The following is a 22,620-nucleotide window of genomic DNA, read 5'->3' as shown; positions in this document are numbered from 1 at the left end:
TTCGCGGCGCAAGCAAGGTTCGACGTGCACGATCCCTGTGCGAGCGGTCCTCTACCGACCGCAGAACAGGGCCATGGCGCGGTAATCCTTGGGCGACTGCTCGAACTGTTTCTTGAACGAACGGCTGAAGTGCGCCGAGTCAGTGAACCCCCATTTGTAGGCGATCGAGGTGATCGATTCGCTCCTGAGGAACGGGTTGGACAGGTCATCGGCGCTGCGCCGCAAGCGTGAGCGCTGAATGTAGCGGCAGACGCTGTCGCCCTCTTCTTCGAACAATCGGTACAGGTGGCGCACCGAGATGCTCAGGCGGCTGGCAAGGCTCGATGGCGTAAGCCCTGGCTCGCCAAGGGACTCGTCGATGACCTTCTGCACATAGCTGCGAAGGTTGGCGCCGCTCAGGCCCGCCAGGTCGCATGGCCCGTCCACGTTGCGCTCGAAACCCGGCTCGAGCAATGCAATGAATGCCGCTTGCAAGGCATCACCCTGGGTACTGGGCACGGCCCCCTCGTCGCCTTCGCGGCACAACTGGTCCATCAACAGGTGCAGCATGCGTCCACAGGCGTTGGTCGAGGAGATCTTGCCGAACAATGCGTCCTGGCCTTGCAGGTGACGGCGCACCTGCTCTCGGGACAACGACAAGGAGACGTGCTCGATCAACCCGAACGGCGTGATTTCACACGGTCCCACCGAATCCATCAGCAGCAGCTCGCCTGGCGCGAGCTGGATGCTGACGCCATCCTGGGTCACCTGGGAGTACCCGGTACGCTGGCTGACCAAAAAGCAATGCTGATCGTCATCGCAGTCGGCGTTATCGCCCAGGCGGCGGATGTTGCCAGCGTTGGTGCGCAGGTTGGCCAAGGGCAGGCCAGCGCGGGAACAGGTCGAGATCTCGCCGATGAACAGCGAGCGATTGAACGCAAGCTCCGTCTCGAAGCGGCCACAGACCTGTTGCATGGCCGTGGTCCAACGATCCAGTCCGTCGTTGCTGAGTCCAGGGGTGGTTTGAGCATTGGGCATGGAGACCTCCACACGCGAAGCATTTGTAGTTATGCGCCAATTGTTAACATGTTATCAATGAGCGCACAACTGTCATCGTTCACGTGTAGAGGAATGGTTGCCGAGCGCAGCAGCCCTCAGCTGTCGCGCAAGGCCTGCTCCAGAGCGTCGAAGGCCCGCCAGAGGTAGCTGCGCTGATCGACGCCAAGGGGGATGTAGCGCCGGAACGCAGGCATGCGGTTGACCACTTCACTGCCGCCCATGTGCTCGAGGGTGACGTGCCACTGGCCGTTGCGACACTCCAGCAGCAGGCGCTTGAAGTCCAGCGGCATCAGCGCCGAGCGCAGTGCTTCGTCGGTGTTGAGGCGGCGCTGGAAGGTGTCGAAGCGTGCCCGATCCCCTTCGCGTAGCCGGCACACCAGGCCGGTCCGCCGCACCACGCCGCTGTGCCGCACTTCCAGGCACAGCGCTCCCGGTTGCCTGGCCGGCACACGCAGGCTGAACTCGCACATCACCAGGTGCATCAGCAGGTGGCTTTCGGTACGTTCGCTGACCGCTACAGCAGGGCCATCCTTGCGGTAGGTCAACTGCGCCAGGCCGGGCTCCAGGCACATGAAGTCATCCAGGCCCAGGTTGCGCTGCAGATGGCCCAGGGTCACCCCGGGTCGGTAGCCGGCCGGCGCACGCGGGCCGGTGAGGCGTTCAAGCCAACTCGCTGACATGGCGCACCTGTTGGGATGGGGTATGACCGGGCTCGGCGTTGAACTCTTTCTCCAGTACATCCTCGACCCGCGCCGGCTTGAACGGGTTGACCTTCTGCACGCACAGGGTCCAGAACAGCGCGTAGGCCGCAGTGCCGCCCAGCATCACCGCGAAGGGTACGTAGACATCGGCCGGATCCATGCCTGGCGGGGTGATGAACCACATGCCCAGCACGATACCGATGCTCGAGACGATCTGTGGCAGTGGGAACAGTGGCGAGCGATAGGCCCGCGGCAAGTCGGGCCTGCGGATACGCAGGATCACGACCGACAGGGTCACCAGCAGGTAGGCGGTGCTCCAGGCACAAACGGCGGCCAGTACCAGGTGCAGGATGTTGTCGGTGTTGCCACCCAGATACCAAGCGTGCAGGCACGGGATGAGCGCTACCACCAGGATGCACACCAATGGTGTCTTGAAGCGCGGGTGCAGGTAGGTGAAGACCTTGGGCAGCGCGCCATCCACGGCCATGCCATAGAGGATACGCGGCACGCCGGCCATCAGGGTGTTGATGGTGGCGGCGCCAGCAAACAGGAAGCCGATGCCCAGCCAGATGGGGCCGATGTCGCCCATCACCTGCTCAGCGAAGCGCGGAATCGCCATGGGCGTATCGAGCAAGTGCAGGCCACTGGCGGCGTCGAGCACCACGTTCTCCACCTGGCGCTTCATCGCCGCGCCATAGATGAACATGCAACTGGCCACACCGAACAGGCCCAGGGCCATGGCCTTGGGCATCACCCAGGCCGAACGACGCAGCTCAGGCGCCAGGGGTGTGACGAACTCGCAGCCAACGAACATGAACATGGCCATGCCCACCAGCGACAGCACCGTGACCAGGTCGGTACCGACCATCGACACGCCGAATGGCCCGTCCAGTTCCACCGCTGGGGCGGCCAGCAGGCCAAGTACGCCGAACACCATCAGGGTGGTCCACATGCCGAAGGTCAGCACCACCTCGGCGCGGCCGAAGGCGCTCACCCCGAATGCGTTGAGCACCCCGAACACCACCACGAAGCCCACCCCCAGCAACCAGGAACCACCCGCCGATTCGGCCAGGGTGTTCAGGTGCTCGAAGTTCACCAGGGCCATCACGCCCGAAAGGATGGTCTCGGCGGTACCGGCGAAGACATGCACAATCAGGTAGGCCGACAGGGTCCCGGTGATGGCGAAGAAACGCCCCAGGCCGCAGTTGATGTAGTCGTAGACGGAGCCGGTGGTCGGCAGAATCGCCGCCGCCTCGGCGAAGGTGGTGGATTGCGCGAGCATCATCAGCGCAGCGATCACCATGGCCACGGCGAAGGCGCTGCCGCCGATGCCGAAGCCCATGGTCGCGGTGAGGATGACCGGGCTGGCCATGATCAGGCCGACGGTACTGGCCAACGCGGTTGGGAAACCGATGCTGCCACGGTTGAGGTGCTCAGTGAGCTTATTGTTGATTGTCATGGGAAGTGCCCTGGCTAGACGAGGGAGAAAATGCCCGCAAGCCAGGCGTATCGCAAGTGCCCGCGATCGCCCAGCCTGCCTTGGCACTGTGCGCCAGTGGCCGGCGCCGGTCTTGACGCTGGCTGCCGTGGGGTTTGTTGCTGGCTGCCAGCACCCTCGCCGGGGCTGCGCTGCAGCCCCATTAGCCTTGTATTACGGCCTTGAGCACCGTCTTGAACGTTTCCAACTGCTCAGCGCTGAACTGCCCGAACACCCGGTCCTGTTGAGCCTGGGCGAGGCTCCACAGCCCTTCGGTCTCGTCACGGCCTTTGTCGGTCAGGCACACCCGGCCGTTGTCATCGGTGACCAACCCCTTGCGCGACAGGTTGGCGACGGCCTCGACGATTTCCCGTTCGGGCATCGCCACCTCACGCAGCAATTCAGGCAATGCCAGGCCTGCGTCGTGCTCCAGCACCATGAGCATGCGCGCCTCGCTGGTGCGCAGCCCGGTGGCCAGTTGCTGTGGCTGGTACCCGGCCTGATAGGCGCGCAGCGCCTGGGTCATCAGGTAGTACAGGTTGTGCTGCAAGCGCCCCTGGAAGTGACTGCTCGGCGGCTGTCCCTCGCTTCGACGGGTCATACGGGTATGCGGCAACACCATGGAGTAAGCGCCCTGGTGATACAGCAACGGCGAGCGCCCCAGGTCGTCGAAGGCCAGCACCTTGCCGATCATGATCCAATGATCGCCCCCATCCAGTTGCTGGTACTTCTGGCAACGCAGGCGCGCCGCGCAGTCGGGCAGCAAGGGCGCACCACCCTCACCCAGTTCATGCTCGATACCGGCAAAGCGGTCTTCACTGGGGCGGGCGAAGGTGTTGGACAGGTCGATCTGGTCGGCGGCCAGCACGTTCACGGCAAAATGCTCAGCGGCCTCGAACACGGCATGGCTGCTGGAGCGTTTGTCCAGGCTCCAGAGGATCAAGGGCGGGTCCAGGGACACCGAGTTGAAACTGTTGGCGGTGACGCCAACCTTGCGACCGCTGGCATCGGCGGCGGTGATCACGGTGACGCCAGTGGCGAAGTTGCCCAAAGCGCGACGAAAGGCGCGGGCATCGAAGGAAGTGGACATGCAAGGCTCCTGTTGTTGTTTTGAGAGGGGCGTCGGCCCATGCACGGATAAACCCGCTTCCACAGGGGCGTGTGGTGAGTTGTGGAAGCGGGTTTACCCGCGAATGGGTCGCATCCGTCACTGCGTGGGCATGGCCCCTCAGGTCATCGCCGGGTCCGGCTCCAGGCCCATCAACTCGCGGCCAAGGATCTGCGCGCATACGTCGTAGTCGGTGTAGGCGTGGGCACCGGTCAGGTGCGCATCGCGGAACAGCCGTTGCATCTCGTTGCTTTCAAACCAGGCGCCGCCACCGGCAGCTTCCATCAGGCGATCCACCGCCTGAATGCACAGCTTGGTGGCGTAGCCCTGGTTGGTGCGCCAGAACGCCAGCTGCGTGCGAGTCGGGTACTGATGACGGGCGCTGAAGTCGGCGATTTCCTCCCAGCTCTTTTCCAGCAAGGCGCGCGCCGCCGCCACTTGATGGGTGGACTCGGCCAGGCGCATCAGCGCCGGTGTCGCCGCACCGACCGCGGCTCCGGTATAGGCGCGTACGCGGTTGCGGGTCTTGTCGCGGAACACCTCGAGCATGCGCTCGGCGATCCCCAGGCTGACGGTGGAGAACCCGCTGGCGAAATACGGACGATACGGGTTGAAGTAGATCTGGCTGTCCGGGTACAGGCCAAAGCCTGCGGACTTGCCTTCCATCATGTCCTTGGCCTTTTGGATACGATGCTCGGGCACGAAGGCGCGCTCGACGACTAGAGTGCGACTGCCGCTGGCGCGCATGCCCACGGCATACCAGTCATCGCGGATCTGGTAATCGCTGCGTGGCAGCACGGCGAAGCAGTAGTCCTGCCCGCCTTCGTCGTTGGCCCGACGAAAGCCCATGATCGCCCATTCGGCGTGGTCACAGCCGCTGCTCCAGCCCATCTCGCCGCTGAACAGCACGCCACCGTCGACTTCTTCGGTACGGCCGAACGGGGCGATGCTGCTGCTGGCGGTCGCATCCGGGTCGGTGCCCCAGATTTCTTCCTGCAACTGGGCCGAGAACATCGCCAACTGGTGGCTGTGGGTGCACAGCAGGCTCATGGCCCAGGCGGTACTGGCGCAGGCGCCGGCCAAGGTCGCGATGCACTCGGCGAACGCGGGCAGGCTGATCTCCAGGCCCCCATAGGGCTTGGGCAGAAACGCCCGGTGCAGGCCAATGCTCTTGAGCAACGCGATGTTCTCGGCAGGCACAGTGCGCTCACGCTCGGCCTGGGCAGCATTGGCGGCGATGGCGGGCAGCAGCGGCTTGAGGTCTTCCAGCAGGGAGTTTGGCTTTTTCATGGTCTGGCTCATTGTTATTGGACCTTGGCGAGCAGTGGCGTCTCGCTGATGAATGCCGGGCCAGTATGGGAGCCATCCGACGCTGCTGAAAATGCACCTTCCGCAGCTCGAATTGTACTTTTCATGGCCACACCCAGGCTGGCAGCCTGGGTCATGGACGCTGGCACAGGCAGACAAGAACCATTGCGACTGGGGCCTTTAAGCTCGGCCTGACGCATCTATCCCAGGGGCTCGCGCCTTGTCGCCCCGCACGGCCGCTTGCACAGGGCAAGCGATGGGCCGCGCCACACCCCGCTGACCCTACCCGGAGCCCGCCCATGAGCGACATCTCTCTGCTGCCCTCGGTGACTGCCTTCCTGGCACGTGACCATGGCCTGTACATCCATGGCGAAACGGTCGCCAGCCAATCGGCCACGCGGATCGCCGTGGTCAACCCGGCCAACGGCGAAACCCTCGCCCAGGTGGCCGACGCCAACCAGGCCGATGTCGAGCACGCCGTCGCGTCATCGCGCGATGGCTTCCACGCGTGGTCGCGCACCAGCCCCGCAGCACGTGCCGCAGTCTTGTTGCGCCTGGCCGACCTGCTGGAAGCCAACCGTGAGGAACTGGCGCAGCTGGAGACCTTGCAGTCCGGCAAGTTGATCGGCATCGCGCGCGCCTTCGAGGTGGAGCAGGCCGCGCACTTCTTGCGCTATTACGCCGGCTGGGCGACCAAGATCACCGGCCAGACCATCACCCCGTCCCTGCCCTCCTTCGCGGGCGAACGCTACAGCGCCTATACCCTGCGCGAGCCGATCGGTGTGGTGGTGGGCATCGTGCCGTGGAACTTCGCCACCATGATCGCCATCTGGAAGCTCGCCTCCGCCCTGACCACCGGTTGCAGCATCATCCTCAAGCCCAGCGAGTTCACGCCATTGACCCTGCTGCGGATCGCCGAGCTTGCCAGCGATGCCGGCTTGCCAGCGGGCGCGCTGAACGTGTTGACCGGTGCTGGCACGGTGGGCAAGGCCTTGGTGGAGCACCCCGGTACCGACAAGGTCTCGTTCACAGGTTCCGTGCCCACCGGCATTGCCGTGGGCCAGACGGCCATGGGGGCCAAGCTGACCCGGGCGACCCTGGAGCTGGGCGGCAAGAATGCCGTGGCGTTCCTGCCCGATGTCGCGCTCGACAAGGCGGTGGACGGGGTGATCGAAGCTGGCTTCCTGCATTCGGGGCAGATCTGCGCCGCCGGCGAGCGCTTCTACGTCCACCGCTCGCGAATCGACCCCTTGCTCGAGGCGCTGTCCCAACGCCTGGGGCAATTGAAAATCGGCTCGCCACTGGACGAAAGCACCCAGTTCGGCCCCGTGGCCAACAAGCCACATCAGCGCAAGTTGGGCGAGCTGTTCGCCACCGCCCGCGCCGAAGGGAGCCAGATCATCCATGGTGGCCAGATCGGCGACGGCCCGGGCTGCTTCGTCGAGCCCACGGTGATTCTGGCCCGCTCATCCAGCGACACTCTGCTCAACCAGGAAACCTTCGGCCCGGTGGCTACTTTCCTGCCCTACGACACCGAGGACGAACTCCTGCACCTGATGAACGCTTCCCCCTACGGCCTCAGCGCCAGCCTGTGGACCAACGACCTGGCCAAGGCCATGCGTATGATCCCCGAGATCCAGGCCGGCACCCTGTGGGTGAACATGCATACCCTCCTCGACCCTGCCGTGCCGTTCGGCGGCATCAAGGCCTCCGGCATTGGCCGGGAGTTCGGCTCGGCCTTCATCGACGACTTCACCGAACTCAAATCCGTGATGATCCGCTACTGAGGGTCGCGACCATGAGCGTACGGGCCGCGGTCTCCGACGATGCCCTGGGCCGCTATTGCCTGCAGGCGTTCAGCCAGCAGGTGCCGGCGTCCTTGGCGGCGTTCTACCGCATCGACAGCCAGCAGCAGGCCTGCGACTTCCTGCTGCAGGACATGCAACTGCCGATGCACCGACGCTATCTGGAGCACTACCGGGAGTACGACCCGCTGCAGCCCGGGCGCTGCCTGGCGCTGGGGCGCCCGGTGGTGTCCCTGCGCCAGGGGCTTGCGCATTTGCCTCCGGCCCAGGGCCAGGCCTACCGGGGATTCTTGCAACGCCATCAGGTCGTCGACGTGGTGGAGATCATTGCCCAGGTCGGTGGCCGCCCCCTGGCCGGGGTGTCGTTGCTGCGCGGCGCAAACCTGGGCGAGTTCCGTGGCGAGGAACTCGACCGCCTGCTCCCCTTGCACGGCCTGATGCAACTGGCCGTGGCCAGCCAGCCCTCGACGACGCCCAAGCCGCTCGCCAACCAGGAACTGACGCCGCGCGAACGGCAGATCGCCGAACTGCTGCGCGACGGGGCCAGCAACAAGGACATCGCCCGCGCCCTGGCCATCGGCCTGCCCACCATCAAGACGCACCTGATCAACCTGTTCCGCAAGTTGGGCGTGAGCAATCGCACCGAGCTGGTCAGTACGTTGTACCTGTGACTCAACCATCCGGTTGATACCGCGCCCCGGCGCATCCCGGCACCCTGTGGACTCCACTATCACAGGAGTTACCGACATGCCGAACCCAACCGACTGGATCACCGTGGGCGCCCTTGCCGAAGGTTTCGCCCCCGAGGCGTTCATCCTGCCTCAGCTGGCGGACCTGGCCGGGCGCACCTTGACCCTGCACTTCGCCAATGGCTGGATCATCGAGCACCGTTTCGACGCCCAAGCCCTGCACTGGCAGGCCGCCGATGGACACAGCGCCGGCAGCGCGCCGTACCGGGCGACCTCGGTGCGCCCAGGCATCTACCTGGTCGATTTCATCAAGCACGAGGCCGGCCAGGCCTGGTCGATTTCCCTGGTGCTGGACACCCTCAGCCAATCGTTCACCGCCGTGCTCGGCCGCCTGCCCGAGGCCTCCCAGGTCGAGCGGGGGCTGTATGCCCGCGCTTTGGCCGGCGAGCCGCTGACCGATGTGCAGGCACACTTCCATCACGGCAGCCTGGACCGCCCTTGGCAGGACGGCGCCTGCCCTCACGCGCCGACCCAGGAGCTGGTGGGCTTGCGCAACCGCTACCGCTACAGCCCCACCGAAGAGTACGAGCACATCTACCTGAACGAGCGCTATTACAGCTGGCAGTGCCTCAAGGGCGTCGAACAAGGCCTGTGCGACACCGACCGCGCCCACTACTACAAGATCGCCGAACAGCTGTACCTGTTCGTCTGGCGCGAAAAGATCGTGCCGACCCTGGGCCTGGTGATGATCGACCTGCAACAGCACCGCAGCGACGGCAAGATCTTCGGCTACCAAGGCGCTGACTTCGACACGCTGTCGAATTTCCCGGTGTCGTCCCACTGCAGCGTGCTCAACCGCACGGAGTACGGCCTGTGACCGGCAGCGTACTCATTACCGGGGCCGGCAGCGGCATCGGCGAGGCCTGCGCCCGGCTGCTGGCGGCCCAAGGCTGGCGCACCGTGCTGGTGGGCCGCCGCCGGACCGCTCTGGAGCGGGTGGCACAGGATACCGGCGGCCTGGTGCTGGCCGCTGACGTGGCCGAGAGCGCCACCTGGCCGGGCCTGATCGAACAGATCCGGGCCCATTGCGGTGGCCTGGACGGGGTGATCGCCAGCGCCGGCGGCCACGGCGTGGGCACTGCCTGCCAGACCTCCGATGAGAGCTGGCAGTCCGCCCTGCGCAGCAACCTGGACAGCGCCTTCCACACGGCCCGCGCCTGCCTGCCGCTGTTGCGCGAGCGACGTGGCAGCCTGGTACTGCTCGGTTCCATCGCCGCCCTGGCGGCCGGGCCGGCGGTCTGCGGCTACACCACCGCCAAACATGCCCTGATCGGCCTGACCCGCTCCCTGGCCCGCGACTACGGGCCAGAGGGTGTGCGCGTGAACTGCCTGTGCCCAGGCTGGGTGCGCACACCCATGGCCGACCAGGAGATGCAGGTGCTGATGGATCATCACGGTGAGGATCTGGATACCGCCTACCGCCGCGTCACTGCCGACGTCCCCCTGCGTCGTCCGGCCAGCGCCGAAGAAATCGCGGCGGTGTGCAGGTTCCTGCTCAGCGACGAGGCCAGCATCATCACCGGAGCAGTGATCGCCGCCGACGGGGGCTCGACCATCGTCGACGTGCCGACCCTGGCCTATGCCCAGCTGGGAGGCCAGCCATGACCGCCGGCCATGACTTCACCGGGCAGCGCGTGCTGGTCACCGGCGGCGCGCAAGGGATCGGCCAGGCCATCGTCGAGGCATTCGCAGCGTGTGGCGCCCAGGTCCTGATCCTCGACCAGGCACCTGCCGACGCGCTGGTCGACAGCCTGCGCGCCCGAGGCCACGAGGTGGGGGCCGTGGCCATCGACCTGGCCGATGCCCAGGCGATCCGGGCCCTGCTGGCCGGCCTGGATCGCCTGGACGTGCTGGTGCACAACGCGGCGTTCTTCCCGCTCACCGCCTTTGCCGACATCGACCCTGTGCTGTTGCAGCGCACATTGGCGGTCAACCTCGAGGCGCTGTTCTGGCTGACCCAGGGCGCGTTGCCGTTGTTTCGCCGCCAGGGTCGGGGCTGCGTGCTGGCGACCTCATCGGTCACCGGCCCCCGGGTGGCATACCCAGGGCTGTGCCACTACGCGGCGTCCAAGGCTGGGGTCAACGGCTTCATTCGCAACGCGGCACTGGAGCTTGCGCCCTTGGGGGTGCGGGTCAACGGGGTCGAGCCGGGCATGATTCGCACACCCGCCATGGACAACCTCGGCGACCCCGCCCACAACCAGCGCATCGCCCAGGGCGTGCCCCTGGGCCGGCTGGGCGAACCGAGTGATATCGCGGCGGCGATGGTGTTCCTGGCCAGCGACGCTGCCAGCTACATCACCGGCCAGACCTTGGTCGTGGACGGCGGTGCGACGCTGCCGGAAACCCAGGCGACCCTGGCGCCGTGAACTGGCTGCCAGGTGCAAGCGACCTGGCAGCCATGGGCAAGACCCGCACCTTGCATCCACGCACTAATACCGCGTTGTCGGCTCACACCGACCGCTTTGCCTCCACAACACCAAAAAAAAGAAACGAGGAACGCCAATGCTTTTCACCGCACATCGCTCCGCCCTCGCCGGCGCGCTGGTCGTTACCCTGCTGGGCACCAGCCAGGCGGCCGTCGCCTATGAGCTGTACGCCGACGAAGACACTCACTTCAACGCCGACATGCTGGCGGTGTGGGGCATGTTCAACAGCCGCAAGAACTACGACGGCACGCCTGGGGGCTCCACCTGGCGCGAAGGGTTCATCAAGTATGGGGTCAGTGGCGACCAGGGACTGGCCGGCAACGGCAGCCTGTATGGCGCGCTGAACTGGGTCAGCTCCGGGGCCTGGGGCGATGGCGATGCGGGCGGCAACCAGGACGGTTCCGAGCGCACCACCAAGATCGAGGACGCCTACCTGGGCTGGCGCTCAGGCGACCTGTTCCCGCTGTTGGGCAAAGATGGCGTGGATATCTCCGGCGGACGCCAGGTGATCCACCTGGGCAGTGGCTTTTTGATCAACGATGACGGCCCCAACCTGGGTAAAGGGCCGGCCGACGGTGCGCTCAACCGCGGCGGCGGTTTCTACCTCGGCGCTCGCCATGCCTTCGACCGCACCGCCATGCTGCGCCTGGGCGGCCAGGAGGGCCTGCATGGCAGCGTGCTGTGGCTCAAATCGGACAACCGCGCCCAGGCCGAGACCGAACTTGCCGCCGGCACCCTGGACTACACCCACGCCCTGGGCACCCTGGGGCTGACCTGGATCCACGGCATCGACGTCACCGACCAGTGGGCCAGTGAGTTCCAGAAGGCCCGTGAAGGCATGGACGTCTACAGCGTGCGTGGCGAAGGCGATGCCGGTGTCAAGAACGCCAGCTTCGCCTTCGAGTACGCTTGGCAGGACAAACGCGGCGGGCCGGAACAGGCCTGGTACCTGGAAGCGGGCTACACCTTCGCCGACCTTGCCTGGGCGCCGAAGCTGACCTACCGCTACACCCGCTACTCCGACAACTGGGACCCGCTGTTCACCGGGTTTTCCAGCGGTTACGGCACCTGGGTGATGGGTGAGGTGGCCGGCAACTATGCCGGGCCGTTCAACAGCAACACCGGTGTCCATCACGTCGGGCTCAAGGCCACGCCCCGTGAGGACCTGACCGTCGGCGCGCTGTTCTTCGACTTCGATACCGTGCGCACCCGCGACACCCTGAACCTGGACGCCCAGGAGCTGGACCTGTACCTGGAATGGGCGGTCAACGACCACCTGATCATCAGCCCGCTGGTGGGCCTGTACAAGCCACGCAAGGATGAGAGCAACGGCGGCAACCAGGTGGGCGGCAACGGCACCAACGTCTACAGCCAGTTGACTGTTGCGGTGCCGTTCTGAGGCAGGGGGCCAGCGCGCCACTCTCGCGGCACAAGGTCGCTCCTACAGGTCGAACGGTGTCCTCTGTAGGAACGGCCTTGTGCCGCGAGAGGGCTGCAAAGCAGCCCCACCCACAAGACCCATCAGCCCAGCAGCAGGCTCACATCCACCCCGGCCTCGCCCATCGGCGGGCACCAGTAATAGCCACCGGTCAGCGGACGGCTGAAGCGGTACAGGCCATCGATGATGCCGTCCTCCAACCCGCTCATGCGCCGCAATTGCACTTCGAAGGCATCCAGTGAATGGCCCAGGGCCACGAAGGCAAGGCCTGCGCCCCGCTCGTCCGCCCAGGCCACGGAGCGACGCACGACGAAGGCCTCGGGAGCGAAGCTTTCCTGGGCCGTGCGCTTGACGTGGGCCGAGGCCGGTGCGTCCTCCAGCTCCTCGTTGTCGCTCAGGCGGCGGCCGATGATGTTGTCCTGCTCAACCTGAGGCAGCGACTTGAAGTAGTTCAGGTCGTGCTTCCACAGCTGGAATGCCGCGAAGCTGGAGCCAGCCAGGCCAGGCTGCTCGCCAGCGACGATGGCCGCCTCGATCGCCTCGTCGTCCACCGGGTTCTCGGTGCCGTCCTCGTAGCCGCTCAGGTCGTGACCACCTCGGTGCAGGAAACCATCCACGTTGTCCACCAAGCGCAGTGCCGGGGCCAGCAATTGCTCCAGGGCTTGAGCCTGGAGGAACAGCTCGCCACGCTCCTCGCCACGCAGCCACAGCCACAGGGCGTGCTGGGTGCTGGGGTTTTCCACCACGGCATCCAACTGCGGGAACGCCCGCAGGCCCGGCACGTCGCGGCCCAACGCTTTGACCAGCGGGGCACCCACGCCAAGGATCAGGCTCTGGCCATCGACCTGCGGCAGCAAGGCGTCCAGCACGGCGGGCAGCGCCTGGACCGATTGCAGGGAGAAGAACAGGTGACGGGCGTGAGCCGGCACGGGTTTGGCGAGCAGACCTTGCTGGAACGGCATAGGGGGCTAATCCTCGGTAAAAACGGGCATGCTAGAGGCGCAGGCGGCAAGCTTCAAGCGACAAATCGACTCGGCAAAAACCCAGGGTCCTGCCACAGGGCTGACGCCAACTTGTGGCTAGACTGCTTTGAACTTGCCAAAGGAATGCCGCCATGACCGCCTCGCCACTGTTGACCGCCGTCCTGCCCATCGCCCTGGGCATCATCATGCTGGGCCTGGGGTTGTCGTTGACCCTGGCCGACTTCACCCGGGTGGTGAAGTACCCAAGACCCGTGATCATCGGCCTGGCCTGCCAGATCGTGTTGCTGCCGCTGGTGTGTTTTCTGATCGCCAATGGCTTCGGCCTGGAGTCGGCCCTGGCGGTGGGCCTGATGCTGCTGGCCGCCTCCCCAGGCGGAACCACGGCCAACCTGTTCAGCCACCTGGCCCATGGCGATGTGGCGTTGAACATCACCCTCACGGCGGTCAACTCGCTGATCGCCATTCTGACCATGCCGCTGCTGGTGAACCTGTCGCTGGCGTGGTTCATGGCCTCGGACCAGGCCATTCCCCTGCAATTTGCCAAGGTCATGCAGGTGTTCGCCATCGTCCTGCTGCCGGTAGCGCTGGGCATGCTGATCCGGCGCGCATTGCCCACCTTCGCCACGCGCATGGAAAAGCCCATGAAGCTGGTGGCGGCGCTGTTTCTGGCCTTCACCATCGCGCTGGCCCTGGCAAAGGACTGGCAGACGGTGGTCCTGTATGCCCCGGTGGTCGGCGGCGCAGCGCTGCTGTTCAACCTGCTGAGCCTCGGCGTGGGCTACTGGGTGCCACGCCTTCTGAACATTCCCCGGCGCCAGGCGATCGCGATCGGCATGGAGATCGGCATCCATAACGGCACCCTGGCCATTGCCCTGGCGCTGAGCCCGTCGCTGCTCAACAACCCGACCATGGCCGTGCCCGCGGCGCTCTACAGCCTGATCATGTTCTTCACCGCCGCCGTGTTCGGCTGGTGGGTCAGTCGCGCACGCCCGCAAACCGAGGCCGCCGGCAGCGTCTCGCGCCGGGCAACCGGTGACTGAGCCTGCCCCGCTAAGATGACCGAACGGCCCTGGAAGCCGCGCGCCAGGCAAAAATGCAGAAACGCACTGCAGATTTACCGATTGTGCATGGCATATTCGCATGACAGGATCCTGCGATCCTCCAGCGCAACTTCCAGACTTCACTTGGAAAATCAATAACAAAGCAGGGAGACCGCGATCATGACCGCGCACGCTCATTCCGAGGCCCACGTCCTGGCCGATATCCGCAATCACGTCGGCCACCTGACCCTCAATCGCCCCGCCGGCCTCAACGCCCTCACCCTCGACATGGTGCGTAGCCTGCAACACCACCTGAACCAATGGGCGGACGATCCGCAGGTCCATGCCGTGGTGCTGCGTGGCGAGGGGCCCAAAGGGTTCTGCGCCGGTGGCGACATCCGCTCGCTGCACGACAGCTACAAGGCTGGCAACAACCTGCACCGCGACTTCTTCGTCGAGGAATACGCCCTGGACCTGTGCATCCATCACTACCGCAAGCCCGTGCTGGTACTGATGGACGGCTTCACCCTCGGCGGAGGCATGGGCCTGGCCCAGGGCGCCGACATGCGCGTGGTCACCGAGCGCAGCCGCCTGGGCATGCCGGAAGTGGCCATTGGTTACTTCCCGGACGTTGGCGGCAGCCACTTCCTGTCGCGAGTCCCGGGTGAACTGGGCATCTACCTGGGCGTGAGCGGTGTGCAGATCCAGGCTGCCGACGCGCTTTACTGCGGCCTGGCGGACTGGTTCCTGGAGAGCGACAAGATCGCTGCCCTGGACGCCGGTCTGGACAAGCTGGCGTTCGGCGACCACCCACTCAAGGACCTCCAGGGCCTGCTGGCCAAGCTAGGCACCCAGACGCTGGACGACGCCCCGCTGGCCCGCCTGCGCTCGGTGATCGACCATTTCTTTGCCTTGCCCGATGTGCCCAGCATGCTCGAGCAACTGCGCACCGTGAGCATCGGCGACAGCCATCAATGGGCGCTGGCCACCGCCGACCAGCTGGAAAGCCGCTCGCCGCTGGCCATGGCGGTTACATTGGAGATGCTGCGCCGCGGCCGTCACCTGAGCCTGGAGGACTGCTTTGCGATGGAGCTGCACCTGGATCGCCAGTGGTTCGAGTACGGGGACATCATTGAGGGCGTGCGCGCCCTGATCATCGACAAGGACAAGCAGCCGCGCTGGAACCCGCCGACCTTGAGCGGACTCGATCCCAAGCGGGTGAACCAATTCTTCGAAGGCCTGTGAGCCGGGGAGTACACAGATGCAAGACCTGGAACTGAGCGAAGAGCAGATCATGATCCGCGACATGGCCCGGGACTTTGCCCGTGGCGAGATCGCACCCCATGCCCAGGCCTGGGAAAAGGCTGCCTGGATCGATGACGCCGTGGTACGCAAGATGGGCGAACTGGGCCTGCTCGGCATGGTCGTGCCCGAGGACTTCGGCGGCAGTTACACCGACTACGTGGCCTATGCCCTGGCGGTGGAAGAGATCGCCGCAGGCGACGGCGCCACCGGCGCGATGATGAGCATCCACAACTCGGTCGGCTGCGGCCCGCTGCTGGCCTATGGCACACCCGAACAGCAACAGGCCTGGTTGCCACGTCTGGCCAGCGGCGAGGTGATCGGCTGCTTCTGCCTCACCGAACCCCAGGCCGGCTCCGAAGCCCACAACCTGCGCACCCGCGCGGAACTGGTCGACGGGCACTGGGTCATCAACGGCGCCAAGCAGTTCGTCAGCAATGCCCGCCGCGCGGGGCTGGCCATCGTCTTTGCGGTGACCGACCCGGAGGCTGGCAAGAAAGGCCTGTCGGCGTTCCTGGTGCCGACCGACAACCCTGGGTTCAAGGTCGACCGCAGCGAACACAAGATGGGCATCCGCGCCTCCGACACCTGCGCGGTGACCCTCGACAACTGTCGCATCCCCGCCGCCAACCTGCTGGGCGAACGGGGCAAGGGCCTGGCGATCGCGCTGTCCAACCTCGAAGGTGGCCGCATCGGCATCGCCGCCCAGGCCCTGGGCATCGCCCGGGCGGCATTCGAAGCGGCCCTGGCCTATTCGCGTGATCGGGTGCAATTCGGCAAGCCGATCAACGAACACCAGAGCATCGCCAACCTGCTGGCGGACATGCAGGTACAGATCAACGCCACGCGCCTGTTGATCCTCCACGCCGCACGCCTGCGCACTGCCGGCAAGCCGTGCCTGTCCGAGGCGTCCCAGGCCAAGCTGTTCGCCTCGGAAATGGCCGAGCGGGTGTGCTCGATGGCCATCCAGGTGCATGGCGGCTACGGCTACCTGGAGGACTACCCGGTGGAGCGCTATTACCGCGATGCGCGCATCACCCAGATCTACGAAGGCTCGAGCGAGATCCAGCGCATGCTGATCGCGCGGGAGCTCAAGCACTATCCCCTTTGACCCCTGGGCCCGCTCGCGGGTAAGCCCACAGGTACAGCGGCGCTTGCGAAGACCGCCGCTGTACTTATGGGAGCGGGTTCACCCGCGAACAGCGTGCTGTCCTGCTCGCCCGTGATTGCAAAAGTGATCGAAGCCATAGCAATTACCCATTGAACACTGCGTTGAAGGTGCAGTAAGCTCGGGCTCATTCACTGGAGAGCAATATGTCCCACAGCATCCGCAACCACGCCAACCACACCGGTCGCACCGTGCGCCCTGTGCTGGCCGTTGCTGGCTGCCAGGCCGTTGCCAGCTTTTATTTTGGGTATTGGTTTAGCCACTAGGCGCCGCTGATACCCACACGGCGCCCACCTTCGAGGGGCCGCCGAACACGAGAATACTCAAACCCCCGGTCGGCTCCCCGACCGGGGGTTTTGCTTTTCAAGGCTTCTAGAAAACACCGATTCACATTGAGGAAACAGACATGAACACCATCGCTTATTACTACGCAGACGCCTACGCCTGGCGATTTAGCCAATCCCGTTCGGGCCAGCCTGCCGCCTCCGTTCGGTCGTCCACTGGTGGCAATGCTGCACGCAGTCATAAACCGAATATCTGTCGAACACCTCGATAGGGCCGGCCACGCGGGCCTGAACCCGCCGTCCGCCCAGGGAAAAACGCCATGCAATCGTCGAACCTCGCCCTGCCCCTGACCCAACCCCAGGCTGCCAACACCGCCGTCAGCCAGCGTCTGCCCAGCCCGCACCTGCTCAAGCAGCAGATGCCGCTCAGCACTGCCCTCGCCCAGCAAGTCCAGCAACATCGCCAAGCCGTGCGCGCCATCCTCGAAGGCCTCGACCCGCGTCTGCTGGTGATCGTCGGCCCCTGCTCGATCCACGACCCACGCTCGGCCCTCGAATACGCCGACCGTCTGGCCGCCCTCAGCCGCGAAGTCGATGACAAGCTGCTGCTGGTGATGCGCGCCTATGTCGAGAAACCCCGTACCACCGTCGGCTGGAAAGGCCTTGCCTACGATCCACACCTGGACGGCAGCGATGACATGCACGGCGGTATCGCACTCTCCCGCGGGCTGATGCTGAACATGATCGAGCGCGGCCTGCCGATCGCCACCGAGCTGCTGCAGCCCATGGCCGCCGGCTACTTCGACGACCTGCTGAGCTGGGCCGCCATCGGTGCACGTACCACCGAATCACAGATTCACCGTGAAATGGTCAGTGGCCTGGAACTGCCCGTGGGCTTCAAGAATGGCACCGACGGTGGCGTGGGCATCGCCTGCGACGCCATGCGCAGCGCCGCCCATCCGCACCGCCACTTCGGCATGGACGCCCAGGGCTACCCGGCGATCATCGAAACCCTGGGCAACGCCGACACCCACCTGGTACTGCGCGGCGGCCATCAGGGGCCGAACTACGATGCGGCGAGCATCGCCCAGGCACGCCAAGGCCTGACCAAGGTTGGCCTGACCGGGCGCGTCATGGTCGATTGCAGCCACGCCAACAGTGGCAAGGACCCAGCCCGCCAGCCCGCGGTCTTCGAAGAAGTGTTGCAGCAGCGCCTGCAAGGCGACCGGGCGATCATCGGCATGATGCTCGAAGGCCACCTGTACGATGGCTGCCAGGCCCTGGGCAAGGGCCCGCTCAAGTACGGCGTGTCGATCACCGATGGCTGCCTGGGCTGGGACTCGACCGAGGCGCTGCTGCGCCGGGCGGCCGAGCGTTTGTGACAGGCGCGGCAAGCCTGGCGAGACATTTGCCGAACAAGTGCGCTAGGCTTGCTTTTTTCACCCTAGGAGTAGTCCCCCATGGCCCGTGCCACCGCCCGCCACATCCTGGTCAGCAGCCTCGAAAAGTGCAACGAACTCAAAGCACAGATCGAAGCTGGTGCCGACTTCGCCGAAGTCGCCAAGGCCAACTCCACCTGCCCGTCCAGCCGCCAAGGTGGCGATCTGGGCTCGTTCGGCCCAGGCCAGATGGTCAAGGAATTCGACACTGTCGTCTTCAGCGCCCCGGTCAACACCGTGCAAGGCCCGGTCAAGACCCAGTTCGGTTATCACCTGTTGGAAGTGACCAGCCGTCAGGACTGAGCCCTCGGTCCCGGTGATGCCCTCTGTGGGAGCGGGTTTACCCGCGAATGCCGTCCTGCCAGCAACCCTGTTGCCAGAACGGGCGCATTCGCGGGCAAGCCCGCTCCCACAGTACGTGTTGGGCCTGTTGTTGCTATGCCTGACACTCACAGCCCACGCCGCCCCCACCCACGCGCTCACCGCCTACGGTGAAGCCCCGCGGTACCCCGAATCCTTCCGCCACTTCGACTACGTCAACCCCGACGCCCCCAAGGGTGGCAGCCTGCGGCGTTCAGCCCTGGAGATCGGGCAGTTCGACCATATCCTGCCGTACATCGACAAAGGCATCGGCGTCAGCGAGGTCGATGGCTGGCTGTATGCGCCTCTGGCGGAGCGCTCCTTCGACGAGCCCTATACCGTCTATGGCTTGATTGCCCGGCGCATGGAGCGTGGCCCTGACGATGCCTGGCTGCGGTTCGAACTCGATCCCCGCGCCACGTTCGCCGATGGCAAACCGGTGCGCGCCGAGGACGTGCGCTTCACCTTCGAGCTGCTGATGAACAAAGGCAGCTTGCGCTATCGCACCCAGTTCGCGGAGGTCACCAAAGTCACGGTAGAAGGCCCGCGGCAGGTGCGTTTCGACTTCAAACAGCCCCATGGCCGTACCCTGGCCCTGGACCTGGCCGCCCTACCGGTGCTGCCCGAGCACGACTGGCAGCACCGCGATTTCGCCAACGGCGCGGGCTTTGACAAACCCATCGGCAGCGGGCCCTACCGCATCGGGCGGCTCGACAATGGCCGCAGCATCACCTTCGAGCGCGACCCCAACTGGTGGGCTGCCAATCTGCCGGCCAGCCGAGGCCGCTACAATTTCGACCGTATCCGCATCGAGTACTTCGGCGACACCGAGGTCGCCCGTCAGGTGTTGCGCGGTGGCGGATTCGACTACAACCGGGAGTTCTCCGCCACGGCCTTCACCCTGGGCTACCAAGGCGATGCGCTGAACGATGGCCGCCTACAGCGCGCCCACCTGGGCCCGTCCAAGCCGCAGACCGCCCAGGGCTTCGTGTTCAACCTGAAGCAGCCGGTGTTCCAGGATCGGCGCGTACGCCAGGCACTGGCCATGCTCTGGGACTTCGAGTGGAGCAACCGGCAGATGATGCGCAACCTGTACATTCGCCAGCAAAGCGTGTTTTCCAACACGCCGCTGGCCGCACGCGCCTTGCCCGACGCCCAGGAGCTCAAACTGCTCGAGCCACTACGCGGCCAGGTGCCGGATGAAGTCTTCAGCCAGGTCTACACCGCACCCGTGACCGACGGCTCGGGCATCATCCGCCCCCAGCAATTGCAGGCCTTGGCCTTGCTCCAAGCCGCAGGCTGGCGCCCCGAGGGCGACCGGCTGGTCAATGCCCAGGGCGAAGCGCTGAGCTTCACTTTCCTCAATGGCCAGTCGGGGCTCGAACGCCTGCTGCTGCCCTGGAAGCGCAATCTGGCGCAGATCGGTATCACCCTGAACATCCGCAATGTCGACTCGGCCCAGTACGTCAACCGCCTGATGGCCCGCGACTACGACATGATCGTCACCGGTTATCCGGTGACCCTTTCCCCCGGCAGCGAGTTGTACAACTACTTCGGCTCAGCCTCGGCCGAGGACCCCGGCTCGAACAACTTCATGGTGTTGCGTGACCCGGCTGTCGACGCACTGCTCGACGGTCTGGTACGCGCCGAGACCCAGCCCGACATGCTGCGCCACGCCCATGCCCTGGACCGGGTGCTGCAATGGAACTACTACTGGATCCCTAATTACTACCCACCGGGCAGCTCGACCGTGTGGTGGAACCGCTTCGGTCTGCCCAAAGTCCAGGCGGCCTATGACGAAGGCCTGGACACCTGGTGGGAGATCAGCCCGACGCCGCTGACCAACGCACAGATGGCCGAGCGCAAGAAGGCCATGCCATGACTGCCTATATCCTGCGTCGCCTGTTGCTGATCATCCCGACCTTGCTGGCGATCCTGCTGGTGAACTTCGCAATCGTCCAGGCCGCCCCTGGCGGGCCGGTGGAACAGGCCGTGGCGCGCCTGCAAGGCATAGGCGGCGGCGCACCGGGCGCGCGAGTCGAGACGATACGCGGCGAGTCCCGCGCAAGCCGGGGGCTGGACCCCAAACTCATCGAGGAGATCAAACGCCAGTACGGCTTCGACAAGTCGGCGCCTGAACGCCTGTGGCTGATGCTCGGCCAGTACGCCAGGCTGGACTTCGGCCAGAGTTTCTTCCGCGGCGCGAAGGTCACCGACCTGATCCTCGACAAGTTGCCGGTGACCGTGTCACTGGGCTTGTGGGCCACGCTGATCACCTACCTGGTGTCGATCCCGCTGGGCATTCGCAAGGCCGTGCGTCATGGCAGCCGCTTCGACGCCTGGAGCAGCGCGTTGATCGTCATCGGTTATGCCCTGCCCTCATTCCTGTTCGCCTTGCTGTTGATCGTGCTGTTCGCAGGCGGCACATCGCTAAACTGGTTCCCGGTGCGCGGGCTGGTTTCGGAGAACTTCGACCAGTTGAGCCTTCTGGGCAAAGTCGCCGACTATTTCTGGCACCTGGTGCTGCCGGTCGGCGCGCTGGTGATCGGCGGTTTCGCCACCCTCACCCTGTTGACCAAGAACGCCTTTCTCGACGAAGTCTCCCGCCAGTATGTGGTCACCGCCCGGGCCAAGGGCCTGAGCGAGCGCCGCGTGCTGTACGGCCATGTGCTGCGCAATGCCATGCTGTTGGTGCTGGCTGGGCTGCCCCAGGCGTTGATCACGGTGTTCTTCGCAGGCTCTTTGCTGATCGAGGTGATCTTCTCCCTCGATGGCCTCGGGCGGCTGAGCTATGAGGCTGCCGTTTCACGGGATTACCCGGTGGTGTTCGGCACCCTGTTCATCTTCACCCTCGCGGGCCTGTTGATCCGCTTGATCGGCGACCTGAGCTATACGGTGCTCGATCCTCGCATCGATTTCGACGCGAGGGGCCGCTGATGTTCTCACCCGTCGCGCTGCGCCGTTGGCGCTGTTTCCAGCGCAATCGCCTGGGTTGGTTCTCACTGTGGCTGTTCGCCGGGATCCTCGTGCTCAGCCTGGGCGCGGAACTGGTGGCCAACGACAAACCGCTGCTGCTCTCCTACAAGGGCGAGCTGTACACGCCGGCGCTCAAGCGCTACACCGAGCAGCAGTTCGGTGGCCAGTTGCCCTTCCAGCCCGATTACCGCAGTGCTTACGTGCGCCAGCTGATCGAAAGCCAGGGTGGCTGGATGCTGTTCGCGCCGATCCCCTTCAGCGCCGATACGCCCAACTACGATTTGCAGGTGCCGACCCCCAGCCCGCCGAGCGCGAGCAACTGGCTAGGCACCGACGATCAGGGGCGCGATGTGCTGGCACGGGTGCTGTATGGCACAAGGGTGTCGCTGTTGTTCGCCTTCGCCTTGACGGTGCTCAGTGTGCTGATCGGCATTGCCGCAGGCGCCGTGCAGGGGTACTACGGCGGCTGGGTGGACCTTCTGGGCCAGCGTTTGCTGGAGGTCTGGTCAGGGTTGCCGGTGCTTTACCTGTTGATCATCCTCAGCGGTTTCGTCGAGCCGGACTTCTGGTGGCTGCTGGGGATCATGGCGCTGTTTTCCTGGCTGACCTTGGTGGATGTGGTGCGCGCCGAATTCCTGCGCGGGCGCAACCTGGAGTACGTCAAGGCCGCACGAGCCCTGGGCTTGCCGGACGGGCAAGTGATGCTCCGGCATATCCTGCCGAACGCGATGACGGCCACGCTCACCTACGTGCCGTTCATGCTCACCGGTGCCATCACCACCCTCACCGCCCTGGACTTTCTCGGCTTCGGGATGCCCGCGGGCAGCGCCTCGCTGGGTGAGCTGGTGACCCAAGGCAAGCAGCACCTGGAGGCGCCGTGGCTGGGCTTTACCGCGTTCTTCGCCTTGGCGCTGATCCTGTCGTTGCTGGTGTTCATTGGCGATGCGCTGCGCGAGGCGTTCGATCCACGGGCCTAGCGGTCGATCGGCCTTCGCGAGTCTGGCTGACAGTCGTC

20 protein-coding genes are annotated in these 22,620 nt (G+C 65.3%); 14 read left to right on the top strand and 6 right to left on the bottom strand.

The window, feature by feature from the left end; genetic code table 11:
* Window positions 1-51 precede the first annotated feature (51 nt).
* From feaR to ACNFCH_RS16835, 5 genes are all read right to left on the bottom strand, one after another.
* Complete coding sequence (gene feaR / locus ACNFCH_RS16855; RefSeq protein WP_416743158.1) at window positions 52-1,017, bottom strand: transcriptional regulator FeaR; 966 nt, start codon at window positions 1,015-1,017, stop codon at window positions 52-54.
* Window positions 1,018-1,133: 116 nt separating this feature from the next.
* A complete protein-coding gene (locus tag ACNFCH_RS16850; protein ID WP_416743157.1) occupies window positions 1,134-1,718 on the bottom strand; it encodes a DUF3156 family protein in 585 nt (194 codons plus the stop codon).
* Window positions 1,699-3,198 carry an APC family permease gene (locus tag ACNFCH_RS16845; RefSeq protein ID WP_416743156.1) on the bottom strand — a complete coding sequence of 500 codons (1,500 nt, stop codon included), beginning with the start codon at window positions 3,196-3,198 and terminating at the stop codon, window positions 1,699-1,701. Before ACNFCH_RS16845 ends, ACNFCH_RS16850 begins: the two co-directional genes overlap by 20 nt.
* A gap of 181 nt (window positions 3,199-3,379) precedes the next feature.
* The gene (locus ACNFCH_RS16840; RefSeq protein ID WP_337159471.1) at window positions 3,380-4,306 is read right to left on the bottom strand and encodes a p-hydroxyphenylacetate 3-hydroxylase reductase component; all 927 of its coding nucleotides are present in this window, start codon (window positions 4,304-4,306) and stop codon (window positions 3,380-3,382) included.
* Window positions 4,307-4,444: 138 nt separating this feature from the next.
* Entirely contained in the window at window positions 4,445-5,614 is a 1,170-nt protein-coding gene (locus ACNFCH_RS16835) for a p-hydroxyphenylacetate 3-hydroxylase oxygenase component (RefSeq protein WP_337159472.1), read from the bottom strand.
* Between the two features lie 317 nt (window positions 5,615-5,931).
* Here ACNFCH_RS16835 and ACNFCH_RS16830 point away from each other — a divergent pair, with 317 nt between their 5' ends.
* From ACNFCH_RS16830 to ACNFCH_RS16805, 6 genes are all read left to right on the top strand, one after another.
* On the top strand, window positions 5,932-7,419 hold the full coding sequence (locus tag ACNFCH_RS16830) for an aldehyde dehydrogenase family protein (protein WP_416743155.1): 1,488 nt from the start codon (window positions 5,932-5,934) through the stop codon (window positions 7,417-7,419).
* Between the two features lie 11 nt (window positions 7,420-7,430).
* Window positions 7,431-8,108, top strand: coding sequence for a response regulator transcription factor (locus tag ACNFCH_RS16825; RefSeq protein WP_416743154.1), 678 nt, complete (start codon window positions 7,431-7,433; stop codon window positions 8,106-8,108).
* Between the two features lie 76 nt (window positions 8,109-8,184).
* The gene (locus tag ACNFCH_RS16820) at window positions 8,185-9,003 is read left to right on the top strand and encodes a molybdenum cofactor biosynthesis F family protein (protein WP_337159475.1); all 819 of its coding nucleotides are present in this window, start codon (window positions 8,185-8,187) and stop codon (window positions 9,001-9,003) included.
* Window positions 9,000-9,791 carry an SDR family oxidoreductase gene (locus ACNFCH_RS16815; protein WP_337159476.1) on the top strand — a complete coding sequence of 264 codons (792 nt, stop codon included), beginning with the start codon at window positions 9,000-9,002 and terminating at the stop codon, window positions 9,789-9,791. Before ACNFCH_RS16820 ends, ACNFCH_RS16815 begins: the two co-directional genes overlap by 4 nt.
* Window positions 9,788-10,555, top strand: a complete 768-nt coding sequence (locus ACNFCH_RS16810; RefSeq protein WP_337159477.1) for an SDR family oxidoreductase — start codon at window positions 9,788-9,790, stop codon at window positions 10,553-10,555. The genes ACNFCH_RS16815 and ACNFCH_RS16810 overlap by 4 nt, the downstream gene beginning before the upstream one ends.
* A 136-nt stretch (window positions 10,556-10,691) precedes the next feature.
* The gene (locus ACNFCH_RS16805) at window positions 10,692-12,014 is read left to right on the top strand and encodes a hypothetical protein (RefSeq protein ID WP_416743153.1); all 1,323 of its coding nucleotides are present in this window, start codon (window positions 10,692-10,694) and stop codon (window positions 12,012-12,014) included.
* A 122-nt stretch (window positions 12,015-12,136) separates the two neighbouring features.
* Here ACNFCH_RS16805 and ACNFCH_RS16800 read toward each other — a convergent pair whose 3' ends face one another.
* Window positions 12,137-13,015 (bottom strand): Dyp-type peroxidase, encoded by an 879-nt coding sequence (locus ACNFCH_RS16800; RefSeq protein ID WP_337159478.1) that lies wholly within the window; start codon window positions 13,013-13,015, stop codon window positions 12,137-12,139.
* Window positions 13,016-13,167: 152 nt separating this feature from the next.
* Here ACNFCH_RS16800 and ACNFCH_RS16795 point away from each other — a divergent pair, with 152 nt between their 5' ends.
* The 8 genes from ACNFCH_RS16795 (at window position 13,168) to ACNFCH_RS16760 (ending at window position 22,582) form a co-directional block, all read left to right on the top strand.
* Entirely contained in the window at window positions 13,168-14,076 is a 909-nt protein-coding gene (locus ACNFCH_RS16795) for a bile acid:sodium symporter family protein (protein ID WP_416743152.1), read from the top strand.
* A 180-nt stretch (window positions 14,077-14,256) separates the two neighbouring features.
* Window positions 14,257-15,321, top strand: coding sequence for an enoyl-CoA hydratase/isomerase family protein (locus ACNFCH_RS16790; RefSeq protein ID WP_416743151.1), 1,065 nt, complete (start codon window positions 14,257-14,259; stop codon window positions 15,319-15,321).
* Between the two features lie 16 nt (window positions 15,322-15,337).
* The gene (locus tag ACNFCH_RS16785; RefSeq protein ID WP_337159481.1) at window positions 15,338-16,489 is read left to right on the top strand and encodes an acyl-CoA dehydrogenase family protein; all 1,152 of its coding nucleotides are present in this window, start codon (window positions 15,338-15,340) and stop codon (window positions 16,487-16,489) included.
* A 661-nt stretch (window positions 16,490-17,150) separates the two neighbouring features.
* Window positions 17,151-18,212: a 3-deoxy-7-phosphoheptulonate synthase gene (locus ACNFCH_RS16780; protein WP_337159482.1), complete on the top strand. Its 1,062-nt coding sequence runs from the start codon at window positions 17,151-17,153 to the stop codon at window positions 18,210-18,212.
* A 78-nt stretch (window positions 18,213-18,290) separates the two neighbouring features.
* The gene (locus ACNFCH_RS16775) at window positions 18,291-18,572 is read left to right on the top strand and encodes a peptidylprolyl isomerase (protein ID WP_043214523.1); all 282 of its coding nucleotides are present in this window, start codon (window positions 18,291-18,293) and stop codon (window positions 18,570-18,572) included.
* A 16-nt stretch (window positions 18,573-18,588) separates the two neighbouring features.
* Entirely contained in the window at window positions 18,589-20,511 is a 1,923-nt protein-coding gene (locus ACNFCH_RS16770) for an extracellular solute-binding protein (protein ID WP_337159483.1), read from the top strand.
* On the top strand, window positions 20,508-21,566 hold the full coding sequence (locus tag ACNFCH_RS16765) for a microcin C ABC transporter permease YejB (protein WP_416743150.1): 1,059 nt from the start codon (window positions 20,508-20,510) through the stop codon (window positions 21,564-21,566). Before ACNFCH_RS16770 ends, ACNFCH_RS16765 begins: the two co-directional genes overlap by 4 nt.
* On the top strand, window positions 21,566-22,582 hold the full coding sequence (locus ACNFCH_RS16760) for an ABC transporter permease (protein ID WP_337159485.1): 1,017 nt from the start codon (window positions 21,566-21,568) through the stop codon (window positions 22,580-22,582). The genes ACNFCH_RS16765 and ACNFCH_RS16760 overlap by 1 nt, the downstream gene beginning before the upstream one ends.
* The last annotated feature ends 38 nt before the right edge of the window (window positions 22,583-22,620 follow it).

It is taken from the genome of Pseudomonas sp. NY15354, from assembly GCF_048068075.1.
Taxonomy (GTDB): domain Bacteria; phylum Pseudomonadota; class Gammaproteobacteria; order Pseudomonadales; family Pseudomonadaceae; genus Aquipseudomonas; species Aquipseudomonas guariconensis_C.
This window is presented reverse-complemented; position numbering and strand designations above follow the sequence as displayed.

Excerpts from the sequence above, each read along its gene's own strand:
- ACNFCH_RS16770 (WP_337159483.1), top strand. The coding sequence starts at position 18,589 with ATGCCCTCTGTGGGAGCGGGTTTACCCGCGAATGCCGTCCTGCCAGCA.
- ACNFCH_RS16850 (WP_416743157.1), bottom strand. The coding sequence starts at position 1,718 with ATGTCAGCGAGTTGGCTTGAACGCCTCACCGGCCCGCGTGCGCCGGCC.
- ACNFCH_RS16835 (WP_337159472.1), bottom strand. The coding sequence starts at position 5,614 with ATGAAAAAGCCAAACTCCCTGCTGGAAGACCTCAAGCCGCTGCTGCCC.
- ACNFCH_RS16845 (WP_416743156.1), bottom strand. The coding sequence starts at position 3,198 with ATGACAATCAACAATAAGCTCACTGAGCACCTCAACCGTGGCAGCATC.
- ACNFCH_RS16780 (WP_337159482.1), top strand. The coding sequence starts at position 17,151 with ATGCAATCGTCGAACCTCGCCCTGCCCCTGACCCAACCCCAGGCTGCC.
- ACNFCH_RS16825 (WP_416743154.1), top strand. The coding sequence starts at position 7,431 with ATGAGCGTACGGGCCGCGGTCTCCGACGATGCCCTGGGCCGCTATTGC.
- ACNFCH_RS16790 (WP_416743151.1), top strand. The coding sequence starts at position 14,257 with ATGACCGCGCACGCTCATTCCGAGGCCCACGTCCTGGCCGATATCCGC.
- ACNFCH_RS16765 (WP_416743150.1), top strand. The coding sequence starts at position 20,508 with ATGACTGCCTATATCCTGCGTCGCCTGTTGCTGATCATCCCGACCTTG.
- ACNFCH_RS16840 (WP_337159471.1), bottom strand. The coding sequence starts at position 4,306 with ATGTCCACTTCCTTCGATGCCCGCGCCTTTCGTCGCGCTTTGGGCAAC.
- ACNFCH_RS16795 (WP_416743152.1), top strand. The coding sequence starts at position 13,168 with ATGACCGCCTCGCCACTGTTGACCGCCGTCCTGCCCATCGCCCTGGGC.
- ACNFCH_RS16775 (WP_043214523.1), top strand. The coding sequence starts at position 18,291 with ATGGCCCGTGCCACCGCCCGCCACATCCTGGTCAGCAGCCTCGAAAAG.
- feaR (WP_416743158.1), bottom strand. The coding sequence starts at position 1,017 with ATGCCCAATGCTCAAACCACCCCTGGACTCAGCAACGACGGACTGGAT.
- ACNFCH_RS16800 (WP_337159478.1), bottom strand. The coding sequence starts at position 13,015 with ATGCCGTTCCAGCAAGGTCTGCTCGCCAAACCCGTGCCGGCTCACGCC.
- ACNFCH_RS16805 (WP_416743153.1), top strand. The coding sequence starts at position 10,692 with ATGCTTTTCACCGCACATCGCTCCGCCCTCGCCGGCGCGCTGGTCGTT.
- ACNFCH_RS16830 (WP_416743155.1), top strand. The coding sequence starts at position 5,932 with ATGAGCGACATCTCTCTGCTGCCCTCGGTGACTGCCTTCCTGGCACGT.
- ACNFCH_RS16785 (WP_337159481.1), top strand. The coding sequence starts at position 15,338 with ATGCAAGACCTGGAACTGAGCGAAGAGCAGATCATGATCCGCGACATG.
- ACNFCH_RS16810 (WP_337159477.1), top strand. The coding sequence starts at position 9,788 with ATGACCGCCGGCCATGACTTCACCGGGCAGCGCGTGCTGGTCACCGGC.
- ACNFCH_RS16820 (WP_337159475.1), top strand. The coding sequence starts at position 8,185 with ATGCCGAACCCAACCGACTGGATCACCGTGGGCGCCCTTGCCGAAGGT.
- ACNFCH_RS16760 (WP_337159485.1), top strand. The coding sequence starts at position 21,566 with ATGTTCTCACCCGTCGCGCTGCGCCGTTGGCGCTGTTTCCAGCGCAAT.